Origin of the sequence: Allobosea sp. LC85, assembly GCF_000735605.1 — a bacterium.
GTDB lineage: Bacteria > Pseudomonadota > Alphaproteobacteria > Rhizobiales > Beijerinckiaceae > Allobosea.
In genome coordinates, this window is record NZ_JPKG01000052.1 from 80035 (window position 1) to 103992 (window position 23958).

Consider the following 23958-nt stretch of genomic DNA (forward strand, 5'->3'; position numbering starts at 1 on the left):
AGGGGCTACGACATGAAATATGCAATCTTCGGCTTTGGAGCCCTGGCCTTGGCGGCTGCGCTGGCTCCGACGGAGGCCAGCGCCGTGGTTTGCGCACGCGGGGTCGTGCGGGCTGGCTGTGCGGGGCCGAATGGTGCGGTCGCGGTGCGTCGCCCGGTCGCGCCGCGCGCCGTGGTCGTCGCGCCCGCGCGACGCGGCTGCACGATCATCAACGGCAGGCGCGTCTGTCGCTGATCGCGGCAGTGACGCCGAAGCGCATTCCGGGATCCACGTCCAGGGCCGTATCTTGCCCGGAATGGCGGGCAGGGCCCTGATCAGAGCGTTCCCCGAACACATTGGATCATCGGACCGGATATCGTATCCGGTCCGATGATCCAGCCTCCTGTGTTTGCATCGGCTTGCTGTGATTGCATCGGCTTGCCTGAAAACCGCAATCCACTTTTCAGGCCGATGCTCTCGTGTCCGGGACGGATCGTGGGCGGAAGCAGGCCAACCCCAGTGGCAAGGCCTGCTTCAGGGCGATGCCCCGAAGCAGGCTGGCCGCGTGAGGGTGATCCACCAAGGGGGCCGACCGGCGCCGACATTCGGTTGCTTCTGTCGCTTCAGCGAGAGGGTCAGCCCTGCGACGGCTTCCAGCCGGCCGCTGGAATGACGTTGATCATCCACGGGATGCCGAACTTGTCGACGAGCGAGCCGAAGCCGGGCGACCAGAACGTCTCGCCGAACGGCATGACCGCCTTGCCGCCTTCAGACAGTTGCTCGAACCAGCGCTGGCCCTGGGCCTTGTCCTCGGTGTGCAGGGTGACGTCGAAGCCGTTCTTGGGCTTTTCGATGTTGGGAGCCCATTTGACATCCATGTCGGCGCCCATCAACGCCTGGTCGCCGGCCTCGAGCCAGCAATGCATCAGCCAGGTCTTGTACTTCTCGTCGGTGATCGGCATGCCCGCCGGCGCGTCGCCATAGGGGATGGCGGCCGTGATCTTTCCGCCCAGGACCTTGGCATAGAACTCGAACGCCTCGCGGCACTGGCCCTGGAAGCTCAAGCTGGTCACGATCTTCATGGTCGTCTCCTTTCTGATCGAAACGTCGACGCGCGTCAGGCGAGTTCGAGTTGCCAGGACACATCGAGGCCATCGGCGACCCCGCCTAAGCGCTTGCTGAAACCGCAATCTCCCCGCAGCATCAGCGTCTTGCCGCCGACCGACTGGTCGCCGAAGTGCCGCTCCTGCACCTCGTCCGACGCGCCGTCGGGGCAACCTAGACGATTGACGGGCGCGCAGCCTAGTTCGGATTTGCCATGGCATACCGGACGTCCGGCAACGAACTCCTGATCCGCAACGTGTTGGCTGCCGGCCGGACCGCGAGTTCTCGCCGCCTCCCGAGCCTCTCTCTCATCGGCCGGCAGTGTTCGGAGGTTGGACCCTGCGCCGTGGCTCAGGCCGTGACGGCGCCAGGGGCGGGGTCTCAATCAACACGCTTGGCGATCGAATCCTTGTCGCGCCGCGGATTGCCCCGTTCCGGCTGTTGCTGCGACGGCCACACCGCCTGGAACATGGCAAACATGAACGCCGTGGTCAGGCCAAACAGAAGCACTCCGGCGAGGGATTGCAGGACACCCATCATTTGCCAGTGAGCCGGCAAGGAAACGTTCCCGACCCCGAAGCCGGTCATCGCGCCGAGCGAATAGAGCATCGCGGACTTGCTGTCCGGAATCGCGCCGAGTGCAAGATATGCGACGGCCCAGGTGATCGCCTCCAGGCCATGCAGCACGACGATCAGCAGCACGGAGACGCTCATGACTTCGGCAAACCGGATCATGAAACGGCGGCGAGCCGTCGTCTCCCGCAAGAGGACGGTGAACGCGTCGTAGATGAAGGCAAGGCCGAAGACGTGAATGATGACATTCAACAGGATGAGCGGCAGGCTCCAGGCCCAGTCCGTCCCCCATGGGGTTGCATCGAGTACATCCATATCACCACCCTGTGAGGCCCGGATTTTGGCGAAGCCCGGATTTCGCAAGCTGTCCAACGCCGCGCCATGCGGCGGCATCACGCTGCTTGCTCCCCATCCAATAGCCGGCTTGCGTCGGGGAGAATTGTCATTTCGCGCCAATCGAGAACCGACGCGTCTCTCGACGCGAGGGGCAGGTTTATTGCGATCTCCACTGGTTGCGGAATTGCCGCGGTGTCACACCGGAGATCCGACGGAAGGCGCGGGTAAAATGCGCAGGGTCCGTGTAGCCGGACGAGAAAGCGATCTCGATAATCTTGACGTCCGTCTCGCGCAGGTATTTTGCGGCGTTTTCAAACCGGGCCGCGCCGAGCAAGTCGGAATATGTGAGGCCCGCGTCCGAGAGCTTGCGTTGAAGGCTTCTGACGCTGGTGCCGGCCATCTCCGCGATTTCAGCGACGGTCGGGGGGCCTTCATCCAGGTATGATGGCAACATCAGTTTGAGCGTGGCGATGATTCCATTGCCGGCCGGCCGAGCGTCATCACCGGACGGATCGGGCAGCACTTCATTGGCAAGGTTGGGCAGGCTCAAAAGCGAGATGGGCACATCGATCCAGGACGCCTCTTGCCCAGACAGGAAGCGCGTATTCGGCCAGAAGGACTGAGGCTCCGGGCCAGGCGTATACCGGGCTTCAAAGGCTATCGTCTTCGGAACCCAGCTCGATCCGGCAAACTGTCGAACAATGTGGATGGGAAAGATGAGCTGAAGCCATTGTGAGTGTTCAAGATGCGCCATTCCGGCGGTCCCGGTGAGCTTGCTGCAAATCCTGACGTGATCATCCCGACGCTCGAGCCACATGCTCAAGACTGTATCTTCAAGGGTCGCCCATTTGCATGTCTGCTGTAACGCGGTGAACAAGGTCGGCGAGCACCCGATCAGGAGCCGGATCCTTTCGCTGAGGTGGCAAAACTGCAGCCGTCTTGCGGCTTGAAACCCGAAATCCGTGATACCTTGCGACCTCTGCGCCGCTTCCGCGAAGTGTATGGCCGGCATTATCGGCAAGAAGTGATCGGCCTTTTCCTCAAGGGATGTCGGCAGGCGAAATTTGGTCAGAAGTGACGCGGTCGGAGCGCCGATCTCGTCGTGGATACCGGCGAAGGGAATGAGGAATTGGCAACGGGTGAGAGGAATTCCGTCCATATTGCTTGCCCCCCGGCTGCGGGAGAGAGTGGTTCGCTGATCCCCGGCCATTCCTCGGCATTGTGGTTTCACCGAAATAACGGGTAGGCAGCAGGCTCTCAACGACGCGCTTGCGCTTCTGTATGTTGCGTTTCGGCTCGGATGCTTCGCCCTGGTCATCTCCAGGCGATGCTCGTTTCGGGTTAATTTTGGCGGCTGATGGCCAGACCGTCGATATTTTCGGTCATTGAATAGAGGACTTGTTTGAACCGCGAGGCAAAGGCTTCGACCTTTTCACAACGTGGCTATGAAGCTCGTCCATTTGCCCTCCCGATACGTGGTGCGAGCAGCGATTGCTGAATCGCTGCAGCACAATGGCGCATCTCTTCAATGTATCGCAAGTCAATTGGGAGTGAGCGCGCGCTCGCTGCAGCGTCATCTCGCAGAGATAGGTACCAGTTACAGCGAGGTGGTGGCCGAGGTGCGCCTCGATACCGCTTGCCATCTTCTCGTTCAATCCAACGAGCGCATTTCGGACATCGCCCTCCGTCTTGGTTATGCCGGCGCCAGCAGCTTCAGCCGCACCTTCATGCGTCTGATGAAGGTTCAGCCTGTCACGTATCGGCGGCAGCACAGGAAGAGGTCGTTCCCCGGCAATCGTCTGATTGAAGGCAACCGATACTGAGCCGTCGGGTTTGGCGCGAAATGGCAAGACACGTCTCTCCGAGTTGGCGCGAAATGGCTAGGCGATAACCGCTGTCGCCGATGCAGCCGCTCCGGAGTCTATCGAGATGCACGGGCAAATGGAGAAATGGGCCAAGGGGGCAATCGCCTGGAGGTATCTGGGACATTCGGGGCTCCGGCCAAGACCGCCGCAGACCATGCCGGCACCGCCGGGATTTGTGCAAGCGCTCCGGCTGTTTCCCGCTGGCCTCCGGCACTTCGGGCGGGCGGGCGGTGAAGTGGAGAGGGCGCGCCAGTTAGGTCACGCCGTTGTCGGTGGGGCCGATCGCGGGCGGGACGGCGCGCCCCTGATCTCCGCTCCGCTGCAGGATCGTTCCTGCACGCGGCTGCTGTTTCATACCTGAGAATCTTGTGGAGGTACAAAAATGAAGATCACTCGTCGGTCCGCCACATTGGGCGGACTTGGAATGCTTGCCGGCGGCGCAATGGGCCCATCAGCACACGCAGAGCAGGGGGCATTCCTCGGTATTGGCGAAGGTCTTGAGGACTTCTGGCTTGCGACCGACGCCTACATCTTTGGATATCCCTTGGTGACAATGGAAATGACCCGCCGGGTCATCACCAATGTTGCCGATCCCGTGGGAACGCGGGCACCGATGGGGCAAATCATCAAGCTGCGCCACTATCCCGACGCTTCGTTCAGGGATGTCACGGCGCCGAATGCGGACACGCTTTACACGACCGCCTTTTTTGATGTCGGCAAAGAACCGTGGGTGCTCAGCATCCCGGACATGAAGGGGCGCTATTTCCTGATGCCGATGCTCGACGGCTGGACCTCGGTGTTCCAGGTTCCGGGCAAGCGCACGACCGGCACCGGGGCGCAGACCTATGCGATTACCGGACCCGGCTGGAAAGGCACATTGCCGGAGGGTGTGAAAGAATACAAATCGCCGACCAGCATCGTGTGGCTGCTCGGCCGCATCTATTGCACCGGCACGCCCGAGGACTACGCCGCCGTGCACAAGCTCCAGGACGAGTTCAAGCTCGTTCCGCTCAGCGCCTACGGCAAGACTTACACGCCGCCGCCCGGCAAGGCCGATCCGTCGATCGACATGAAGACGGCGGTCCGCGATCAGGTCAATCGCATGGACGCGGTAGCCTACTTCACGCTGCTCTGCGAGCTGATGAAGACCAATCCGCCATCTGCCGCCGATGCTCCCCAGCTCGCCAGATTCGCCCGCATCGGCATCGTGCCCGGACAGGATTTTGACGCGAGCAAGCTCAAGGCGGATTTCGTGAAGCGCGTTCCGGAAATCGCGTTCGACAGGATCATGATTCAGTTCAAGATCAACAAGGCGATCAAGGACGAGGATGGTTGGGCCTTCACGACAAGAACCGGCATCTACGGCACGGATTACTTGATGCGGGCTCTGATTACCGCGATCGGACTCGGCGCCAACCGTCCGCAGGACGCGGTCTACCCGACATCCAAGGTGGATGCGCAAGGCCGAAAGTATAACGGCGCCAACAAGTATGTCATGCGTTTCCCCAAAGGCCATTTGCCGCCGGTCGAGGGATTCTGGTCGCTGACAATGTATGACGACAAGTACTTCTTCGTGAACAATCCCCTGAATCGATACTCGATCAGCGCGCGGCAGGATTTGAAGACGAATCCGGACGGCTCGACCGATCTCTATATCCAGAAGGATTCTCCGGGCAAGGACAAGGAGTCGAACTGGCTCCCGGCGCCACCCGACGAATTCATCCTGATGCTGCGGATGTATTGGCCGAGCGAGACGGATCCGTCGATCATCAACGGCACCTGGGCGATTCCTGCGGCCCAGAAACTCGCCTGAGGCTCGAGCTGGTGGCCGCCCTCTGCAGGCGGCCACCAAGGGCTCCATTGACGTTCAGAATCTCCCCTGCGCTCAACTTGCCGGAACCTGGCAGGAAGACGCCGACATGCTCACCACCTGGTACAGTGGCTGGTATAACGGCCTCGCCCGCCACCACCTCCTGAACGTCAAGAGAGCGAAGGAGGCGGAACACGAGGTGATCCAGTACTGCAAGGTCAACCCCGACAAGCGGGTCATCGAAGCGATCGCTGTCGCATTCAAGGACATGCGCGCGAAGCTCGGGATCGCGTTGAAGCCGTAGCCTGGCCGCCCATCGCAGGAGGACCGTTGATGAAAGCTCTAATCCTGGTGGCCGGCATGTTCGGGCTGGCGGCAATTGCCATTCCGGCGGAGGCCAACGCTGTCGTCTGCGCGCGTGGCGTGGTGAGAGCGGGATGCGCCGGCCCCGGTGGCGCCGTCGTCGCGCGACGCCCCGTCCCAAGGGCCGTGGTGGTGAGGCCGGCGCCGGTCCGCTGTGCGATTGTCAACGGGCGACGGGTCTGCCGCTAAACCTGCCGCGGGGCCGAGGCGATCAAAGCCTGCCTGCCAGATGGCAACGGCGATGCCTCGACGGATCGACTTACGCTCGACACCGGATCCCGGCGATCTAGCATCCCGCGCTACTCGTCAGAACGCGTTCGGCCACAGCGATGTCCGCTCAGGCGCCGCCAGGGGCGGGACGAGCGGACATCGGATTTCAGGTCCGCCCATACGGGCGCGAGCTCATATCAGTAACAGGGCGGGTACGGATAATATCCGCAGGCCGGTCGATAGGCATAGGGCGCGTAATACGCTGCGGCACCCAGGGCGCCGGCGCCGGCGGCCATCGCGGCGCCTCGGTAATAGGCTCCGCGAAAGGCCGAACGTCGGGCCACGCCGGCGAAGGACAATGGCGTGAATGGCCTGCCGATCAGATCGATGAAGATCGACGCAGCGCCGTCACCGCCCGCGAGGTCGCCTTCCAGGACATCGACGTCGAATGTCACCCGGTCGCCTTCAAGCTTCGGTGTCTTCAAGACCACGACCGCGTCCCGAACGCCCGAGCCATCCCTCATAAAAGCCGACACTGTCGCATTCGGAGGGTCCTTGTAAAAGCTGTCGGGGCTCTGGTTGCTCGGCAGCCACTCCTCGAGGATATGCGCCGTGAGTTCGTGACCAGCGGACCTCACGGGACGGTCGGCGAAGACGATGGAGTTTGGTGACAGGCCGCTCAGCACCAGCTTCCCGCCCTGCAAGGTCGCGCCGCGAGCGCTCAGGACGAAGAGCGACGGCACGAGCTCGGGCTTGGCTGGGGCACCGATCGTTTTCTGCAGCGGCACGTGCGGAGGGACGGCCGGCGTCGCCTGAGCCGACGCAGAGTCGGAGATCAAGGTCAGGGCTGAAGCCGCGACAGCATGAAGAAAGAATAGGGCAACTGCATTTCGCGCGGTTTTCATGGCGCACTCTCCTCGTTTGCCTTCGTGAGTGTGTTCTACGAGCGATCGGTTCCCAACGGGCGCGCCGAGCGTATCCTCCGTTGGTCCGCGCAATCGCGACGGGCACCGACAGCAGCACCCGGCGACAGCCCTTTCGTTACGCCATCTCGTATCGTCTCACGGAGGCGAGTCTTGCCATTTCGCGGCAAACGCTGCGGCTCGGGGCGAGCCGCCCGCACGCGGACTTTTGCCGCGCAGCAACTTGCTGTTCCTGTGTCGTCGTCGTTGAGCGACAGGCTGAAGCGTCATGATGCGCATGAAGATGCGGCTAAAACTGCACGGGCCTCGGCTTTTGGTGGCAAGATCTTGCCGATAGGCTCCGGGAGCCGTCAGATCTTGCTTGCCGCAGAAAAATGAAAATTGGCCGTAATCAACGGGAAAAGGGGCAGAAGACCAAAGATCACGGAGGAGAATGTGGCGAGGAGCTGCACGCTACCTCTTCTAATTTCACGGAAAGATCCGCTATGGACTTTTTGCCAAAAGACGCCTCGTTCGGGCCCTGCATTGCAGAGAGGTTGCATGCATAAACTGGTTTCTCTGGTGATCGTGGCGGCGGCTGCCGCAGTGAATACGGTGCCTGCCGTTGCTGTGGCAGGGGAGATGGAATTCGATCCTCTCACCGTCGACGTGGTGGATGCACTGGAATGCAGGCTCGATCCGCGAACCTATAACGGCTTTGCCTTCACCATTGGATCCGATGACAGCGGCTATCGAGCCCGGGGTTGGAAGCGGCGGAAGTCCAACAATCCTTTTCTCTCGCAGTACGAACTGCCGAAGCCGATCACGATCGCGGGGCACCGCACGCGAACGGTCGTCTTTTCAAGCACGGCGATCATGGCCGTGCTGGACGCCGATCTCAACGAACTCGCCCGTCATGAGAATATTGAGAATGCCCTGGGCGCTTCAGAAGAATTGGGTGCTTCGCAAAAATTGGGTGCTTCACAGAAATTCCTGGGCGAACGGGTGATTTCGTCAAAAAGCGAGACGGACAATGGCCTGAGTTTCGCCTCTACGGTGAAGCGGGTACTCTCGAATGTGACGAGCCACCCCACCAAAGCGCTTCTGGGCTGTTCCTATTCAGTCGAGCTCAAGGATTGAACGGGCCCGAACGTTGCTTTGATGATGAGCCCCGTTGCCACCCTACGGATCGATCGCTCCTGGAACGAAGTTTTGTTCCGCACGACTGCTTTTACGCCGATGCGCAGCGCCGCAGCTTTACTGACCTGGGAGATGGATCCGCCGCTGCATGACGCCGGCGTTCCCGCCGCGATCATCGACATCGTATCGCAAGTCGCCGTGTCATTGGGGCCGGTCGCATTCCGGCTTTTCTGGCCGCATGACCTGCCTGCTGAACTTTCGACGCTGGCAGCGCCGCGTGCCTGGTTGCCAATGAGACTCTATCAAAGGCTGACGCGAACCTGGCCTGCCGATATTGCCGTGGCCAACGACGCTCGAGGCACAGCCGAACTGTTCAAGCAGGACTGGCAACTACAGGGCCAGACCGCCCTCGTATTGCGGGCCGCAAGACCATCCGAAACGACGATCGGGACGCTTCGCAGCCTGCGGGATTGGCACGGCGTCTGCTTTCCGTCGGATGCCCGGCTCTTGATCGCGCCGGCCGTAGACGGAGACGGCATCCTGTTGGCTGCCGCCAGCGAGGACGAGCTTGCCGATGTTCTCGCCGGGATCGGGCAGGCCGTTCGGATGCTTGGCATGACGCTCGATGGCGACGCCTCGGCCACTGGTGAACGGCCGGCAATGAACGTCGCGATCAGCCATCATGTCGATGCGTCGGAGCCCGATGAGCAAGGCTTCCACGACTATCACTACGAATACGATATCTATCGCTTCTCGCGCGCGGACAGGACCTATGTCGCGCGCTCTTACGTCGAGGAAACGGATCGAGCCGACTTCCTGTCGCGTCTGCAGGGCGACGAAAGTCATGTGTTGGGCGCGGCGGACCTCACCCACCCGCTTCTCCTGGAGGCTGTCGACTATCTGCGTGCGGCCGGCAAGACGACGATCGAACGCCTCAGTGAATCCGAAGGCTATGTGCCGCTCGAGATAGCAAAACCCGGGGGAGGCAACTGACAGCCTAAAGAACTGTCGCGGCCAGTGCCGTCTATATGGCAAGCCCAGGGCCCCTGAGCGATCACTCCTTAGAAGCTGAAGCCACGCTCGACTGGTGTTGCCTTGCGATCAGGTTCAGCGCGTTCAACGTCACCTGGGCGGCAAGCAGCGCCGACATGCCGCCTACGTCATGGGGGGGACTTACAGTGTTGATGTTGACGCCGACGAGGTTGAGGCCGGCGCAGGCTTCGAGCACGGCGAGGCCCTCGCGCGAGGTCGCGCCGCCCCAGGTCGGCGTGCAGACGCCCGGCGCGACCGAGGGGTCGAAGAAATCCATGTCGTAGGACAGATAGACGGGCCGGTCGCCGATGCGTGTCCGGATCTCCGAGAAAACGGCTGAGATGCCCCGTTCGAGCAGCTCGCTCATCGGAATCACGTTGTAGCCGAGGCTCCGGCCATAATCGCCGACGCCGGGCAGCATCGTCGTGCCGCGCATACCGACCTGGTAGGAGCGCGTCGGGTCGACGAGCCCTTCCTCGGCCGCGCGCCCGAAGGCGGTCGCGGTGTTGTATCCCTCGATCGGATAGGCATCGGTGTGCGCGTCGATATGGACCGTGACGAGATCGGGATAGACGCGGTGAAGCGCACGCATCTCCGGCAGGGCGATGGCTCCGTCGCCACCGAGCGTGACGGCGACGGCCCGGGCTTCGGCGATCATGCCGACAGCCGTCTCGATCGCGGCATAGGAGTTTTCCAGATCGCCGGGGCTGACCCGGGCGTCGCCGACATCGACCACGCCCAGCGCGTCGAGCGGGTTGATGCCGTTGGCGAAGTCGAAGGCGCGCAACAGCAACGACTGTTCCCGGATCGAGGACGGCCCGAGCCGCGAGCCGATGCGCTGGGGGTGGGTGCCGCAGTCGAAGGGCAGGCCGAGGACCACCGCCTTGGCGTCACCGATCTCCGTGCGATGCGGAACGCCCATGAAGGTCTGGGCGAGCGAAAACGGGGCGGTCGTCATGGATTTACCTTGTGGGTTCGGGAGCGAGGAACGGGCGGCTGCACGCCGTCCGTGGGTATCAGGGCTCAGGACGAGATGGCGTCCAGGTAGCGGGCCAGGATCGCGGCGTAATGCTCCGCGTACCATTCGTTATCGACGGCGACCTGACGCGCGAAGTTCTCGGGCGAGCCGCAGTCGAGCGCCTTCATCTCGGCCGGGACCATCGCCGCGGCGGCCGGGTTGACCGGTCCGTTGCCGACGCGCTTGAACAGCTCGACCTGGCTCTTGGGGTCCTGCGCCGAGGCGACGAACTGCCAGGCGCGGGCCTTGGCCGGGTTACCCTTCGGCACGATCCAGGCGCCGGGGAAGAGGACGCCGTCCTCGAACGTGAACTTGATGTGGTCGCCGACCTCCTTGGCGAGCAGCATCGAGCGCGTGTGCCAGAGATTGCCCATCACGACTTCCTGGTTGCGGAAGAGCTGCTGGCTCTCCGCACCGGTCGTCCAGAAGATGGTGTGCGCCTTGATTTCCTTGATCTTGGCGAGCGCCCTGTCGACGTCGATCGGGTAGATCTTGTCGCGGCTGACCCCGTCGGCCAGCAGGGCCGCCTCGAGCATGCCCTCGATATTGTTGCGCAGGGTTCGCTTTCCCGGGAAGTCCTTGACGTTCCAGAAGTCCTTCCAGTTCTTCGGGGCGGGCCCGCGCAGCGCGCGCGCATCGTAAGTGAGCACGAACGAGTAGAGATAGGCTCCGACGCCCCAATCCGAGCGGTGGGCCGGGCGCAGCTTGTCCTCTGCGACGATCGACCAGTCGACCTTCTCCAGCAGGCTCTGGCGGCCGAGTTCGATCGATGCCGGCACCGTGCGGTCGCAGACATCCCAGGTCACGGCTCCGCTCTCGACCATCGCCTTGATCTTGCCCGAGCTCGGACCGGAGCCGTTGATGATCGCCTTCGCGCCGGGATTGGCGCCATTGAACGGCTGGGCCCAGATCGCGTCATAGGCGGGCACGGCATCGCCGCCCCAGTTGACGATCACGATCTCGCCGGCGGCGGCGTGCGCCGGCGTCAGGCGAAGCCCGGCCGGAATGGCGCCGAGCATGGCCAGCGCCTGCAGGAAATGCCGGCGATGCACGCGCTTGCCCTGCGTCTGCTCGCGCAGGATCGCCAGGCAGTCTTCACGGAATTCCTGATGTTCTCTGGTCATGCTGTCGTCCCCTCTGTTTGTTTGAGCATCGGATTCTTCCGAAAACCGGAGTCCACTTTTCGGTCCGATGCTCTAGGCTTTTGCGGAAGCGCTGCGCGCCGTCGTGATCGCGACGACGATGAAGGTCAGGACGATCATCACCGTGCCGAGCGCCGCGATCGCCGGATCGATGTTGTCCGCCAGGCCTTCCCAGATGCGGCGTGGCAGGGTCGTGACGGCGCGGCTGGTGACGAAGAGCGCGACGATCGTCTCGTCCCAGGAGGTGATGAAGGCGAAGGCGGCGCCGGCGACGATGCCGGCGCGGATCTGCGGCAGGATCACCCATCCCATCGCCTGTCGCGCATTGGCCCCGAGACTGCGCGCCGCCTGCTCGAGCCGTGGATCGACATTTGCCAGCGTGCCGGCGACCGTGAGCACGACGAATGGAAGCCCTTTCATCGCATGGATGAGGATCAAGCCGAGATAGGTATCGAGCAATCCGAGCGTCGCCCAGGCACGGTAGAACGCGACCGCATGGACGATCGGCGGCACGATGATCGGCGCGAGCAGCAGCAGCCTCAGCCGCCGGGCGAGAGGCACGCCGAGGCGCCAGGCGCCGACCGCGAAGGCGACGCCGAGCCCGGTCGCGAGCACCGTCGCGCCCAGCCCGACGATGAGGCTGTCGGCGATGCTCTTCGACCAGCGGCCGTCCGTCACCAGGCTTTCGTAATGGCGCAGCGATATCGTGTTCGTCGGCAGCGACAGATAGCGTTCCGGCGTGAGCGAGATCGGGATCACGACGAGAACCGGCAGCAGCAGGAAGGCCGCCGCCAGCCAGGCGACGATCCGCTTGAGCGAAACGCCGGGTCCGTTCGGGGAGGTGCCGGGAGAGGCCATGGGCTATTTCCTCAGCGCCTGCTCGACATCCATGAACCGGCTGAGCCACATCACCAGCAGCAGCACGGTGCCGAGCAGGACGGTCGCCAGCATCGCGGCCAGCCCCCAGCGCAAGGTCTCGGAGATCTGCACGCTGATGAACTCGGCGACCATGATCGTGCGCCCCCCGCCGAGGATCGCGGGCGTGATGTAGAAGCCGAGCGAGAAGATCATCACGATCACCCCCGCGCCGATCAGGCCGGGCAGGCTGAGGGGCAGGAAGACCCAGCGAAAGGCCTGTGACGGCGTGGCCCCCAGCGCGCGTGCCGCGGGGACCAGCCGGTCGTCGATGCCGCGCAGGCTCGTGTAGAGCGGCAGGATCGCATAGGGCAGCATGTAGTGGACCATGCCGACGACCACGCCGAACTCGTTGCGGACGAGGCTCAGCGGGCTGTCGATGACGCCCGCCGAGATCAGCAGCGCGTTGACGAGTCCGCGTGACTGCAGGAGCGCGACCCAGGCGAAGGCCCGGATGAGCGCGCTGATCCAGAAACTCGCCACCACGATCCCGAGCAGGATCCGGCGCTCGCGCGGCCCGCAATGCAGCAGGGCATAGGCGACGACGTAGCCGATGAGGAGCGCCAGAACGGTGGTGATCGCTCCGATCCGCACCGTCGTCCAGAGCACACGCTGCACGGCTGCGTTGTTGACGAGTTCGGCGTAGTTGGCGACCCCGGGCCGCGGCACCGTGAAGCTGAGCACCAGCACGTTGAGAACCGGCGCGAGGTAGAACAGCGCCAGGAAGACGCAAGGGGCGAGCAGCATCAGCCAGTAAAGCCGCTCGGTCCCGCTGGAGCTTGCGGCGGCCGCGCTCACGACGACGCCTCGCTCGGGCGCACGAGGATGGCCGCGTCCGAGCCCCAGGATGCGACCATCTCCTCGCCCTCGACGAAGGACCGCTGTCCGGCAGGAACGGCCGCAAGCAGCGACTCGCCGTCCTCGAGCTTGAGTTCGACCTCGACGGAGGCGCCGAGATAGGTGACGTCGCTGACCCTGCCGCGGACCTGACAGGCCGATGCGCCGGCACGGTCCCTCGGCTGAGCGAGCCTGATCTTCTCCGGCCTGAGCGCGGCGACCGCCGGTGCGCCCACTCGCGGGGCGACGCCGTTTTCGGCCGCTGTCGAGACGAAGCCCGGCATGTGAAGCTCGACCTGCCCCTGACTGGCCGACGCAGTCCTGCCGCGCAGGAAGTTGCTCTTGCCGAGGAAGCCCGCGACGAATTCGGTGGCCGGCCGCTCATAGAGCTCCGATGGCGGCGCGATCTGGAGGATGCGGCCACGATCGAGGATGACGATGCGGTCCGACATCGTCAGCGCCTCCTCCTGATCATGCGTGACGTAGATGAAGGTCGTGCCGACCTCGCGGTGGATCGACTTGAACTCGGTCTGGAACTCCTTGCGGAGCGCCCGGTCGAGTGCGCTCAGCGGCTCGTCCAGGAGCAGAAGTTCGGGCGAGAAGACGAGGGAGCGCGCCAAGGCGACCCGCTGCTGCTGCCCACCCGACAACTGGCGCGGGTAGCGGTGGGCGAAGGTCTGCAGCTTCGCCATTTCGAGAGCCGCCAGAACCTTTGGCCGGGCCGCTTCACCGGTGATGCCGCGCGCCCGCAACGGGAAAGCGACGTTGTCGAAGACGGTGAGATGCGGGAACAGCGCATAGCCCTGGAAGACGACGCCGAAGTTCCGCCGTTCCGGCGGCAGGGCGGTGACGTCGCGACCGTCGAGCAGGATGCGCCCACGGCTCGGGCTGACGAAGCCGGCGATGCTCATCAGGATCGTCGTCTTGCCGGAACCGGAGGGGCCCAGCAGCGTGATGAACTCCCCGGCGCCGATCGTCAGATCGGTCGGTTCAAGCGCGACGAAATCGCCATAGCGCTTCTCGACCTTGTCGAGGACGAGGGTGTCTTTCACCGATGCGGTCCCATTCCCCTGCCATTCAGGCTTGGCGCAATGGTCGCGTTTTCGAGAGCCACGTCAAAAACGAAATGGCCCAAAAGGTATAATTCTGCATTATAACTTCAGCGAGAGGGACGAGCTTGGACACGCGACATCTGGAGGCTTTCCGCGCGGTGATCGAGACCGGCTCGATGAGCGCGGCGGCCGTGCTGCTGGCGAAATCGCAGCCGGCGATCAGTAACCTGATCACGCGGCTGGAGGACGAGCTCGGGGTCGCACTGTTCGAGCGGAAGAAGGGAAAGCTCCAGGTCACACCCGAAGCGATGCTGTTCTTCGAGGAGGCGCGGCGTACCCTCGGCGTGCTCGAACGCACGCGCCAGGTCGCGCGGGATCTGAAGAGCCTGCGCTCGGGGACGCTGTCGCTGGCGAGCCAGCCCGGCCTCGCCACCTACGTCTTGCCGCCGATCATCGCGCGATTGCTGAAGCGGTGGCCCGACGGCACGGTGCGCTTCATCACCCGATCCTCGCCCACCGTCCGCGACCTTGGCCGCATCGAGGCGTTCGACATCGGCTTTGCGGAATTGCCGATCGAAACTCCGGCCTTCGTCATCGACACGATCGAGGTGCCCTGCGTCTGTATGCTGCCGGCGAGCCATCCCCTCGCGGCCGAAACCGTCATCACGCCGCGCCATCTCGACGACGTTCCCTTCATCTCGCTCTACGCCGACCATTTCCTGCACGAGGCGATCGAGCGCGCCTTCGCCGAGCAGTCGGCGAGGCTGCGCATGGCCGTCCATGTCGAATTCTTCGGCACGGCCTGCGCGCTTGCCATGGAGAATGTCGGTGTGACGATCGTCGACGTGATCACCAGCCTTCACTTCCGCAAGGTCGGCCTGGTCGCACGACCCTTCGAGCCAAGGCTCGACTACCGCTACGCGATGTTCCAGCCGGGGCCTCGCCCTCTGTCGCGTATTGCGCGCGAGTTCGTAGAAGCATTCAGGGATCAAAATGCGCGGCTGATCCGCGCCAATAACCCTTACCTCGGCTGAGGTCGCCGCCTGCGGCCGAAAAGTTGGCGTCAGGCAAGCGCCTGACGGGTGGATCGCTCTGCCACAGTCCGGATGTCAGCTGAAGAATCGGCCCGAAAAGTGGATTGCGGTTTTCGGGGCAAAGCCGACGCAAACACAAAGGGTTAGATCATCGGACCGGATACGATTTCCGGTCCGATGATCTATTGCACAGGTGCCCGTTGTCCGCTGATGGCGGGCGCGCGACATCCCAGAGGCGCTCCACGAACGTCAGCCATCCACCCGCAAAGGCAGGTGGGTCGAACGCTCAATGCTGCGTGTTTGCCGTGTCTACTTCGGGAACAGGAACTGGAGCTGGGCCCGGAGCTGCCAGTCGGCGGCGCCGCTGGGCTTTGCGACATTGTAATAGGCTGCGAGCTGCGCGTTGACGGGCTGATGGCCGATCTTGAATACCCGCCCAAAGCCGCCGCCGATCGGCACCGTCCAGCGGTCGCCATGGCCACTTTCCCAGTCGGCGGTGATGATCGGAGCCGAGGTCAGGTACCAGCCGCCGTGGAAATTGTAGTTGACGAAGGGCTGCAGCGTCATCGCGTTGACCGCGCTGCGGTTGCTCTTGCCCGCGAAGGACCAGACATTGTTGACGAGGACGCCGAGCACCCAGGGCCCTTGAATCGTCAAGGCGACGAAGGCCGGGCCCGCTGAATACTTGCCGGCGGTCAGGGTCTTGTCGGTGCCGGTCGGGAGCACGAAGGTCGGCCCGATGCCCCAGATGATGCCGTGCGTCGGCTGCTTCGGCGAGAAGAAGAAGCTCGGGTTAATGTCGCCGAGGCCGAACTCGCGGTCGCCATTCACCGTCAGGGCCGGTTGCGAGATCACCGGCGTGATCCAGCGCGTGATCAGGTTCCAGTCCTGGTTCAGCGTGATCGGGATCACGGGCTGGATGTTGAGGACGTTCTGCAGCTGCTTATGCGGCCCGACATTGAAGTTGAAATTGTTCTGGAACGGCAGGCTGATCATGTCGGCAACGGGATTTTGCGCCGCCTTGGCCAGATCGGCCGTGCTTTTCCCGGGTTCGTCCTGCGCGATGGCCACTGAGCTGCCAAAGCCCGCCAGCATGGCGAGCGTGAGACACAGCGTCAGCCGCAACCGCCCGCAACTTTGCTGCGAGAATTCCCCATTCCCATCGATGTCCGGCACGTCGCGCCCCTTAGATCACGCTACGTTTGGACGGAATCGTCCAAACGCAGAAAACGTGATCGACTCTCATAGTTTAGAGCATGCTCGATTCGAAAAACCGTTGCCACTTTTTCGCAGCATGCTCTGGCCTTAACCGCCGTAGTCCGCGCAACCTCGACTTGCCCCGACAGCAACACCCGGCGATAGCGCTCCGGCGCCATCTCGTATCGACTCACGGAGGCGAATCTTGCCATTTCGCGCCAAACGCTGCGGCGTGGTGCGCGCCGCCTGCAAACGTCGGCAAGTCCTACTTCGGCAGGTCCTAAACTTCGGCAGGGCCTCTTGCCGCGCTTGAATCACGCTGTCGCATCAGATGGAATGACAGCGTGCCTGCCCCGCAGTCGATGATTGTGGTCAAGGAGGAGCTTCATGATGGCCATCACCATTACCGCCTTTGAACGGTCACCCGATGGCGGCAAGGGATTGGCGCGCGATATGCGCGTGCGCTGGGCGCTGGAAGAAGTGGGCCAACCCTATGAGGTTCGTCTTGTTTCGTTCGGGGCGATGAAGAAACCCGAACATCTGGCGCTTCATCCTTTCGGGCAGATTCCGACCTACGAAGACGGCGATCTCGGCTTGTTCGAGACAGGCGCGATCGTGTTCCATATCGCGGAGCGCCATGCGGGCCTGTTGCCAGACGATGAGAATGCCCGGGCGCGCGCGATCACCTGGATGTTCGCCGCGCTCAGTACGGTGGAGCCGCCGATCCTTGAGCTGGCAAACGCCAAGCTGATCGAGGGCGACAAATCCTGGACCGCGCAACGCCTGCCTCTGGTCGAGGAACGCGTCCGTTCCCGGCTGGTCCAACTGTCCCGTCGCCTTGGCGAAGCCGACTGGCTCGATGGCGCGTTCAGCGCGGGCGACCTGATGATGGTGTCGGTGCTGCTCAGGTTGAAATCATCGGGCCTGCTGGACGACTATCCGAACCTCTCCGCCTATGTAGCCCGCGGCGAAGCGCGACCCGCCTACAAGCGGGCCTTTGAGGCTCAATGGGCGGTGAACACCAGCAAATCGCCGACCGGCTGATCGAGGGCCGGCCTGAAGCTGCACGTCGCCGGGCTCCTGGGCCATTGCACGTCCGCTGACCTGGCGGGCACCGTGTGAAACAGTGCCCGCCAGTCGCCTCAGGCCTTGATGAAGGCGTGAACGTCGGCGTTGAAGCGGTCGGCGTCCACCTGACCGGTTGCGGCGCGCTGTCGATCCCGGTTCTCCGCCAGGACAGTGCCTCGACTCAATCGCTTCGGCGGAGGCGGGGAGGGGCCTCTGGGCGGTGCTGGCGACCGCCCTCCGGACCCTCCCTTCCGAGTGGCTGGGACGGGCGCAATGGCGACACGATCTGCCTGACTTGCCCTCCGGAAAATGCCGACTGGCGGGATCAGCTCCGTCCTGATATTCCCGGTAACTGCCCCAAGGGAATATGGGCTGCCGCGCGTATTTGGGCATGACGACCGTAATCGCGCCGGCTGTTGCGTTGCGCTTGGCAACTCTAGGGGCAAATGCTGGATGCCTGTCGAAACCGGTCGGACCGATCCGCCTGACGTCTCGTCCGCGAAAGCCGGGCAGGGGGATGTCTTGCCCGGCAGTGCTGGGGTCGCGCGTAGCCGCGGCCATATCCAGTCTGCGCTGGTCGCCTGGACTGTCGCCATCGGCACGACGGCGTCCCCCGCCTTTGCCCAGATATTCACCGGCGGCACGACCACCAACGGCCCGTTTTCGAGCGGCTCCCAGTTCTTCTGGGACAGCAGCGCATTCAATGCCAACGCAGCCAACGCCGCCAGCGGTGGGATCCAGACCTTCAACAATGACAGCGCGCTCAATGCCTCGGTCGCCGGAGCAATCAGCGGTGGTATTCAGAGCTTCAGCGGCAACAGCACACTGAACGTACTCGCCGACAACGCCCTGACGGCCACGACCGATGTGCGATTCGGCAGTGTCGGCGATACGGGCGGCGTCCTCAGACTGAACGGCCACAGCACGACCATTGGCAGCATCAACTCTGTGCAGGCAGACAGCGGCATCATCACCAATGCCGGTGCCACTCATGGTGTCCTGACCGTCGATAGCTCGCTGGCGGGGCCGTCCGCGTTTTCCGGTGTCATCCAGGATGGCGGTCCGGGGCGGCTCGCGCTGACAGTGGCAGCCGGCACGCTGACGCTGACCGGCGCCAACAGCTATTCCGGCGTCACCACGGTGAGCGCCGGTGTGCTGAACATCCGGAACGCCGCCGCGCTCGGCACGATTGCGGGCGGAACGGTGGTGGCGAGCGGCGGCGCGCTCGAATTGCAGGGTGGCGTCGCGGTCGGAAACGAGGCGCTGAGCCTTGCCGGGAGCGGCATCGCCAATGGCGGCGCGTTGCGCAATGTCTCGGGGTTCAACAATTATGCCGGCGCGATCACCCTGACGGCGGCAACCCGGATCAATTCAGACGCTGGGACCCTGGAGCTGACGGGCGGGGTCCGCGGTAGCGGGAACGCCTTGACGCTGGGTGGAAATATCTACGGCCTTGTCACCAACGTGACCGATGTGACCACCCTGACCAAAGACGGGCCCGGTGAATGGTGGTTGGCCGGCGCGAACACTTACAGCGGCGCCACGATGATCAATGCCGGCGCACTGATTGGCTTTGGCACCAATGCGCTCAGCGCCGCGAGCGCACATGTCCTGGCCGCCGGTGCGCGCCTCAATCTCCTCCATTTCAATCAGGAGATCGGCTCGCTCGCCGGCGCCGCCGGCGCCGTGGTCACGAATGGCAGCGGCATCGCCACCTTGACCACAGGTCGCGACAACAGCTCGACCCTTTATGCGGGCCTGATCCAGGACGGCTTGCGTTCTCTTGCGTTGACCAAGACCGGTGCGGGGACGCTGACGCTGACCGGTGCCAGCAGCTATTCCGGCGTCACCATGGTCAACCAGGGCGCGCTGAACATCCGCAACGCCAGCGCGCTCGGCACGACAGCGGGCGCAACGGTGGTGGCGAGCGGTGCCGCGCTCGAATTGCAGGGCACCTTCGTGGGCGGAAGCGAGGCGCTGAGCCTTGCCGGAAGCGGCATCGGCAATGGCGGAGCGCTGCGCAATGTCTCGGGGATCAACAGCTATGCCGGTGCGATCACCCTGACGGCGGCCACCCGGATCAATTCAGACGCCGGGGTTATGGAGCTCTCGGGCGGGATCAGCGGCAGCGGGAACGCCTTGACGCTGGGCGGCACTGGGGATGGCGTCGTCGCCAACGTGACCAATGTGGCCAGCCTGAGCAAGGACGGGCCCGGTGAGTGGTGGCTGATCGGCACGAACACCTATGGCAGCGCCACGCTGATCAATGCCGGCAGGCTGATCGGCTTTGGCACCAATGCGCTCAGCGCCGCGAGCGCACATGTCCTGGCCGCCGGCACGACGCTCAATCTCTACAGTTACAATCAGGAGATCGGCTCGCTCACTGGTGCCGCCGGCGCCGTGGTCACGAATCGCAGCGGCCCCGCCACCCTGACCACCGGCCGCGACAATCAGTCGAGCGTCTATGCCGGCATGATCCAGAATGGCACCGGGTCGCTCGCGTTGACCAAGACCGGCACGGGGATCATGGAACTCTCCGGCGCCAGCACCTATACCGGCAATACCAGGGTCGACGGCGGCGAGCTGCGCGTCACCGGCTCGCTCGGCAACACCGCCGTCGCGGTCAATGCCGGCGCCACATTGTCGGGCACCGGAACCATCGGTGGCGCCGTGACCGTCAATAATGGCGGCAGGCTGTCTGCCGGCAACAGTCCGGGGACGCTGACCTTCACCAGCAATCTGACGCTCGACAGTGGCTCGACGACCGTGTTCGAGCTGAACACGCCGGGCATCGTCGGCGGCACGGGCCTGACCACCGGCAACGATCTCGTCAAGGTCGGCGGCAATCTCACTCTGGGTGGTACGCTCGAAGCCCGCGTCGCCTCGGCCGGCTACTTCCGGCTGTTCGACTACGGCACGCTGACAGGCGGCAGCACGTTCGGCGCGGAAACCGTCACCTCGAGCCAGGCCGGCTTCACCGTCGCCAGCCATCAGGTGCAATACGGCATTCCCAATCAGGTCAATCTATCGGTGCTCGGCGCCGGCCAGACCATGCAATTCTGGGATGGGGCGGACACGGTGGGCAACGGAGCCGTCGATGGCGGCAGCGGGACCTGGGGTTCGGCCGGCAACTGGACCGGCCGGCCCGGGCAGGCGAACATCAACGGCCTCTGGAGCGGCTCGGTCGGCGTCTTCAGGGGCGCGGCCGGAACCGTCACCGTCTCGGGCACGCAGAGCTTCGACACGCTGCAATTCTCGGCGGGTGGCTATCACCTGATGGGCGGCGCGCTCGCCTTCACTCCTGCGTCCGGTTCGACCGCGACAATCCTGGTGGACAACGGCGTCGGCGTCACGATCGGCTCGGTCCTGACGGATGGTACGGGCAACGGCCTGACCAAGACCGGTGCGGGAACGCTGACGCTGACCGGCGCCAACAGCCATACCGGCCTCACCACGATCAGCGCCGGCGTGCTGAACATCCGGAACGGCAGTGCGCTCGGCACGATGGCAGGCGGAACCGTGGTGCAAGGCGGTGCCGTGCTCGAACTGCAGGGCGGCATCGCAATCGCAAACGAGAGGTTGAGCCTGGCCGGCAGCGGCATCAACAATGGCGGCGCGCTGCGCAATGTCACGGGCAGCAACAGCTATGCCGGTGCCATCAGCTTGACGGCGGCAGCCCGGATCAATGCGGACGGCGGAGCATTGCAATTGAGGGGCGGCCTCAGCGGCGCGCACGGCTTGACGCTGGGCGGGGCAGGCTCTGGCCTCGTCGCCGATGTGACCGAGGTGACGTCCTTGACCAAGGACGGGAGCGGCGCGTGGGCGCTGGGCGGCACGAATACCTATACCGGCGTCACCACGATCAACGCCGGCACGCTGAGCGCCGACAATCGCAACGCATTCAGCGCCACGAGCGCGCATATCCTGGCCAATGGCGCGGCACTCCATCTCCTGGGGTTTGATCAGACGATCGGTTCGCTCACCGGTGCCGTCGGTGCCGTGGTCGGCAACGAGGGTGGCTCTCTCGCCATTTTGACCACGGGCGGCGACAACAGCTCGACCCGCTATGCCGGCATCATCCAGGACGGCGCATCTGCCAGGCTCGGTCTGTCCAAGACGGGCACCGGGGAGCTGGAGCTGTCCGGCGCCAACACCTATACCGGCGCGACGACGATCGACCAGGGTTTGCTGCGGGTGACCGGCTCGCTCGGCCATACCGCCGTCGCGGTCAATACCGGCGGCACGCTCTCGGGCAGCGGAACCATCGGCGGCGCCGTGACCGTCAACAGCGGCACGATTGCGCCGGGCAATTCGATCGGCACGCTGCGTCTCGCCGGGACCGTCACCTTCAACGCGGGCTCGACCTACGAGGTCGAGGCCAATGCCGGGGGCGAGAGCGACAGCATTGCCGTGACCGGTGCAGCGACGATCAATGGCGGCACCGTCAAGGTGCTGGCCGCGGCCGGCAGCTATGGGCCCGCGACGCGCTACACCATCCTCACCTCGAGCGGTCGCAGCGGCGCGTTCACCGGCGTCACCTCGAACCTCGCCTTTCTCGATCCCTCGCTCGGCTATGATGCGACCAGCGTCTTTCTGACGCTCACCCGCAACAATACCGACTTCGCCGGCATCGGCCAGACCCGCAACCAGGCCGCCACCGGGGCTGGCACGGAGAGCCTGGGCTGGGGCCATCGGCTCTACGACGCCGTGCTCAATCTCTCCGACATCCAGGCGCGCGCTGCCTTCGACCGGCTCTCGGGCGAGATCCATGCCTCGGCCAAGTCGGCGCTGATCGAAGACAGCCGCTTCGTGCGCGATGCCGCCACGGATCGCATCCGCGCCGCCTTCGGCTCTGTCGGGGCGTCGTCGATGCCCGTGATGGCCTACGCTCCGGGCGGACCTGAACTGGCGCCGGCGACGACTGACCGTTTCGCCGTCTGGGGCCAAGGTTTTGGCGCCTGGAGTCACAACAAGGGGGATGGCAACGCCGCCCGTCTCGATCGCTCGACCGGCGGCTTGCTCATGGGCGCCGATGCTCCGCTGTTCGAGACCTGGCGGCTCGGGCTGCTCGCCGGCTACAGCCGCACAACCTTCAACGCCAGGGACCGCGTCTCCTCAGGCTCCAGCGACAATTATCATCTCGGCCTCTATGGCGGCACAGAGTGGGGCAATCTCGGCTTCCGCACCGGTCTCGCCTATACATGGCATGACATCACCACCAGCCGTTCCGTCGCCTTGCCCGGCTTCGCCGACAGCCCGAAGGGCGACTATCGCGCCGGCACTGTCCAGGGCTTCGGCGAGTTCGGCTATCGCATCGACACGGTGGTGGCTGCGTTCGAGCCCTTCGCCAATCTCGCCTATGTCAGCCTCGCCACCGGCGGCCTCAGTGAGAGCGGCGGCGCAGCCGCGCTGCGCGCCGGCAGCCAGAGCACGGACGCCACCTTCACCACGCTGGGTCTCAGAGCGTCCACCAGCCTCAACCTCGGCGGCGTCGACGCCACCGCGCGCGCCACCCTCGGCTGGCGCCATGCCTTTGGCGACACGACGCCGCTCTCCCTCCAGGCCTTCTCCATTAGTAACGCCTTCTCCGCAGGCAACGCCTTCTCCGTCGCCGGCGTGCCGATCGCGCGAGACGCCGCTGTCGTCGAGACCGGCCTCGACCTCGACCTGCACTCCGCTGCAACGCTCGGCCTCTCCTACACGGGACAGCTCGCCGCATCTGCGCAGCAACATGGCTTCAAGGCCAATCTCGCCATGAGATTCTAGATCATCGGGCCGGATCTCGTATCCGGTCCGATGATCTAACTTTCCGTCTCGCGCGCCGATGGATGTGACGATCGCCGGCCGGTCCGATGATGAGCTGGAGATCGGTGGTGCTATGGACATCTGCACTCAACGATACTCATGGCTGACGAGGAGAGCCTCAAGCTTTTCCGCATCGTCAGGAAGGCGTCCGGCTACGAGATCGCGCCGGATCAGTTCTTCCTGAACCTGCAGAACCGTGCTGAAACGCCGCCGTTCTTGCGAGGCAGGCCACCATGTACTCGCTCGCGCTAGAGCATTCTGCGAAAATGTGGCAACGGCTTTTCGCATAAAGCTTGCTCAAAACTATGAGAGTCGATCACGCTGCGTTTGGATGATTTCGTCCAAACGCAGCGTGATCTAGCCGGATGTCCCGCAACATTGTCGGCGGTCTTATGGCGCCGAGACATTCAGGCGGCGTTCATGGAGGGGAGGCAAATCCTTCAGTTCGCAACAGGAGGACTCCGCGATGCTGAAATCCCAATCGACCCGACGCGCAATGATCGTCGCAAGCGTGGTCGCGGCAGCCCTGATCGCTATCCCTGAAGCAATGGCTGCCGGCGGCGGCGGTGGTGGACA

Annotated in this window: 22 protein-coding genes; 11 read left to right on the forward strand and 11 right to left on the reverse strand. The window is 64.1% G+C overall.

The features are described 5' to 3' along the window. Positions 1–12 precede the first annotated feature (12 nt). Positions 13–234 carry a hypothetical protein gene (locus FG93_RS22935; protein ID WP_043238924.1) on the forward strand — a complete coding sequence of 74 codons (222 nt, stop codon included), beginning with the start codon at positions 13–15 and terminating at the stop codon, positions 232–234. A 380-nt stretch (positions 235–614) separates the two neighbouring features. On the opposite strand, the gene FG93_RS22940 is transcribed toward FG93_RS22935, so the two are convergent. From FG93_RS22940 to FG93_RS22955, 4 genes are all read right to left on the reverse strand, one after another. After that, on the reverse strand, positions 615–1061 hold the full coding sequence (locus FG93_RS22940; protein ID WP_043238926.1) for a VOC family protein: 447 nt from the start codon (positions 1059–1061) through the stop codon (positions 615–617). Between the two features lie 35 nt (positions 1062–1096). Further along, positions 1097–1231 (reverse strand): hypothetical protein, encoded by a 135-nt coding sequence (locus FG93_RS33885; RefSeq protein WP_280114155.1) that lies wholly within the window; start codon positions 1229–1231, stop codon positions 1097–1099. A gap of 233 nt (positions 1232–1464) precedes the next feature. After that, the gene (locus FG93_RS22950; RefSeq protein ID WP_244448700.1) at positions 1465–2049 is read right to left on the reverse strand and encodes a hypothetical protein; all 585 of its coding nucleotides are present in this window, start codon (positions 2047–2049) and stop codon (positions 1465–1467) included. A 100-nt stretch (positions 2050–2149) separates the two neighbouring features. Continuing rightward, positions 2150–3151, reverse strand: coding sequence for an AraC family transcriptional regulator (locus FG93_RS22955; protein WP_081881767.1), 1002 nt, complete (start codon positions 3149–3151; stop codon positions 2150–2152). Between the two features lie 286 nt (positions 3152–3437). On the opposite strand from FG93_RS22955, the gene FG93_RS32010 reads away from it, so the two are divergent. The 4 genes from FG93_RS32010 to FG93_RS32015 all read left to right on the forward strand — a co-directional run bounded on the left by FG93_RS32010 (position 3438) and on the right by FG93_RS32015 (position 6219). Beyond that, a complete protein-coding gene (locus FG93_RS32010; protein WP_081881749.1) occupies positions 3438–3815 on the forward strand; it encodes an AraC family transcriptional regulator in 378 nt (125 codons plus the stop codon). A 424-nt stretch (positions 3816–4239) separates the two neighbouring features. Then, positions 4240–5670 carry a DUF1254 domain-containing protein gene (locus FG93_RS22965; RefSeq protein WP_043238933.1) on the forward strand — a complete coding sequence of 477 codons (1431 nt, stop codon included), beginning with the start codon at positions 4240–4242 and terminating at the stop codon, positions 5668–5670. Between the two features lie 22 nt (positions 5671–5692). After that, positions 5693–5971 (forward strand): HdeA/HdeB family chaperone, encoded by a 279-nt coding sequence (locus FG93_RS22970; protein WP_244448704.1) that lies wholly within the window; start codon positions 5693–5695, stop codon positions 5969–5971. Between the two features lie 29 nt (positions 5972–6000). Then, complete coding sequence (locus FG93_RS32015) at positions 6001–6219, forward strand: hypothetical protein (protein WP_081881751.1); 219 nt, start codon at positions 6001–6003, stop codon at positions 6217–6219. Between the two features lie 218 nt (positions 6220–6437). Here the strand turns inward: FG93_RS32015 and FG93_RS22975 are convergent, their stop codons facing one another. Then, a complete protein-coding gene (locus tag FG93_RS22975; RefSeq protein WP_244448701.1) occupies positions 6438–7145 on the reverse strand; it encodes a hypothetical protein in 708 nt (235 codons plus the stop codon). 558 nt (positions 7146–7703) lie between these two features. On the opposite strand from FG93_RS22975, the gene FG93_RS22980 reads away from it, so the two are divergent. Further along, positions 7704–8282, forward strand: a complete 579-nt coding sequence (locus FG93_RS22980) for a hypothetical protein (protein ID WP_052514081.1) — start codon at positions 7704–7706, stop codon at positions 8280–8282. Between the two features lie 72 nt (positions 8283–8354). Then, entirely contained in the window at positions 8355–9275 is a 921-nt protein-coding gene (locus FG93_RS31380) for a hypothetical protein (protein ID WP_152579582.1), read from the forward strand. Positions 9276–9336: 61 nt separating this feature from the next. On the opposite strand, the gene FG93_RS22990 is transcribed toward FG93_RS31380, so the two are convergent. The 5 genes from FG93_RS22990 to FG93_RS23010 all read right to left on the reverse strand — a co-directional run bounded on the left by FG93_RS22990 (position 9337) and on the right by FG93_RS23010 (position 14278). Then, the gene (locus tag FG93_RS22990; RefSeq protein WP_200878145.1) at positions 9337–10272 is read right to left on the reverse strand and encodes an arginase family protein; all 936 of its coding nucleotides are present in this window, start codon (positions 10270–10272) and stop codon (positions 9337–9339) included. Between the two features lie 65 nt (positions 10273–10337). Beyond that, complete coding sequence (locus tag FG93_RS22995) at positions 10338–11456, reverse strand: ABC transporter substrate-binding protein (protein ID WP_043238938.1); 1119 nt, start codon at positions 11454–11456, stop codon at positions 10338–10340. 72 nt (positions 11457–11528) lie between these two features. Further along, positions 11529–12332 (reverse strand): ABC transporter permease, encoded by an 804-nt coding sequence (locus tag FG93_RS23000; protein WP_043238941.1) that lies wholly within the window; start codon positions 12330–12332, stop codon positions 11529–11531. Positions 12333–12335: 3 nt separating this feature from the next. Then, positions 12336–13187 carry an ABC transporter permease gene (locus tag FG93_RS23005; protein WP_244448702.1) on the reverse strand — a complete coding sequence of 284 codons (852 nt, stop codon included), beginning with the start codon at positions 13185–13187 and terminating at the stop codon, positions 12336–12338. Then, positions 13184–14278, reverse strand: coding sequence for an ABC transporter ATP-binding protein (locus FG93_RS23010; protein WP_043238944.1), 1095 nt, complete (start codon positions 14276–14278; stop codon positions 13184–13186). Before FG93_RS23010 ends, FG93_RS23005 begins: the two co-directional genes overlap by 4 nt. A 125-nt stretch (positions 14279–14403) precedes the next feature. On the opposite strand from FG93_RS23010, the gene FG93_RS23015 reads away from it, so the two are divergent. Beyond that, positions 14404–15312 (forward strand): LysR substrate-binding domain-containing protein, encoded by a 909-nt coding sequence (locus tag FG93_RS23015; protein WP_052514083.1) that lies wholly within the window; start codon positions 14404–14406, stop codon positions 15310–15312. 309 nt (positions 15313–15621) lie between these two features. On the opposite strand, the gene FG93_RS23020 is transcribed toward FG93_RS23015, so the two are convergent. After that, positions 15622–16488 carry a hypothetical protein gene (locus tag FG93_RS23020; RefSeq protein ID WP_200878146.1) on the reverse strand — a complete coding sequence of 289 codons (867 nt, stop codon included), beginning with the start codon at positions 16486–16488 and terminating at the stop codon, positions 15622–15624. Between the two features lie 411 nt (positions 16489–16899). Here FG93_RS23020 and FG93_RS23025 point away from each other — a divergent pair, with 411 nt between their 5' ends. From FG93_RS23025 to FG93_RS33425, 3 genes are all read left to right on the forward strand, one after another. Continuing rightward, a complete protein-coding gene (locus tag FG93_RS23025; RefSeq protein ID WP_043239016.1) occupies positions 16900–17553 on the forward strand; it encodes a glutathione S-transferase family protein in 654 nt (217 codons plus the stop codon). 477 nt (positions 17554–18030) lie between these two features. Further along, positions 18031–23343, forward strand: coding sequence for an autotransporter domain-containing protein (locus FG93_RS23030; RefSeq protein WP_043238947.1), 5313 nt, complete (start codon positions 18031–18033; stop codon positions 23341–23343). Positions 23344–23481: 138 nt separating this feature from the next. After that, complete coding sequence (locus tag FG93_RS33425; RefSeq protein WP_210165837.1) at positions 23482–23634, forward strand: hypothetical protein; 153 nt, start codon at positions 23482–23484, stop codon at positions 23632–23634. Positions 23635–23958: the final 324 nt, after the last annotated feature.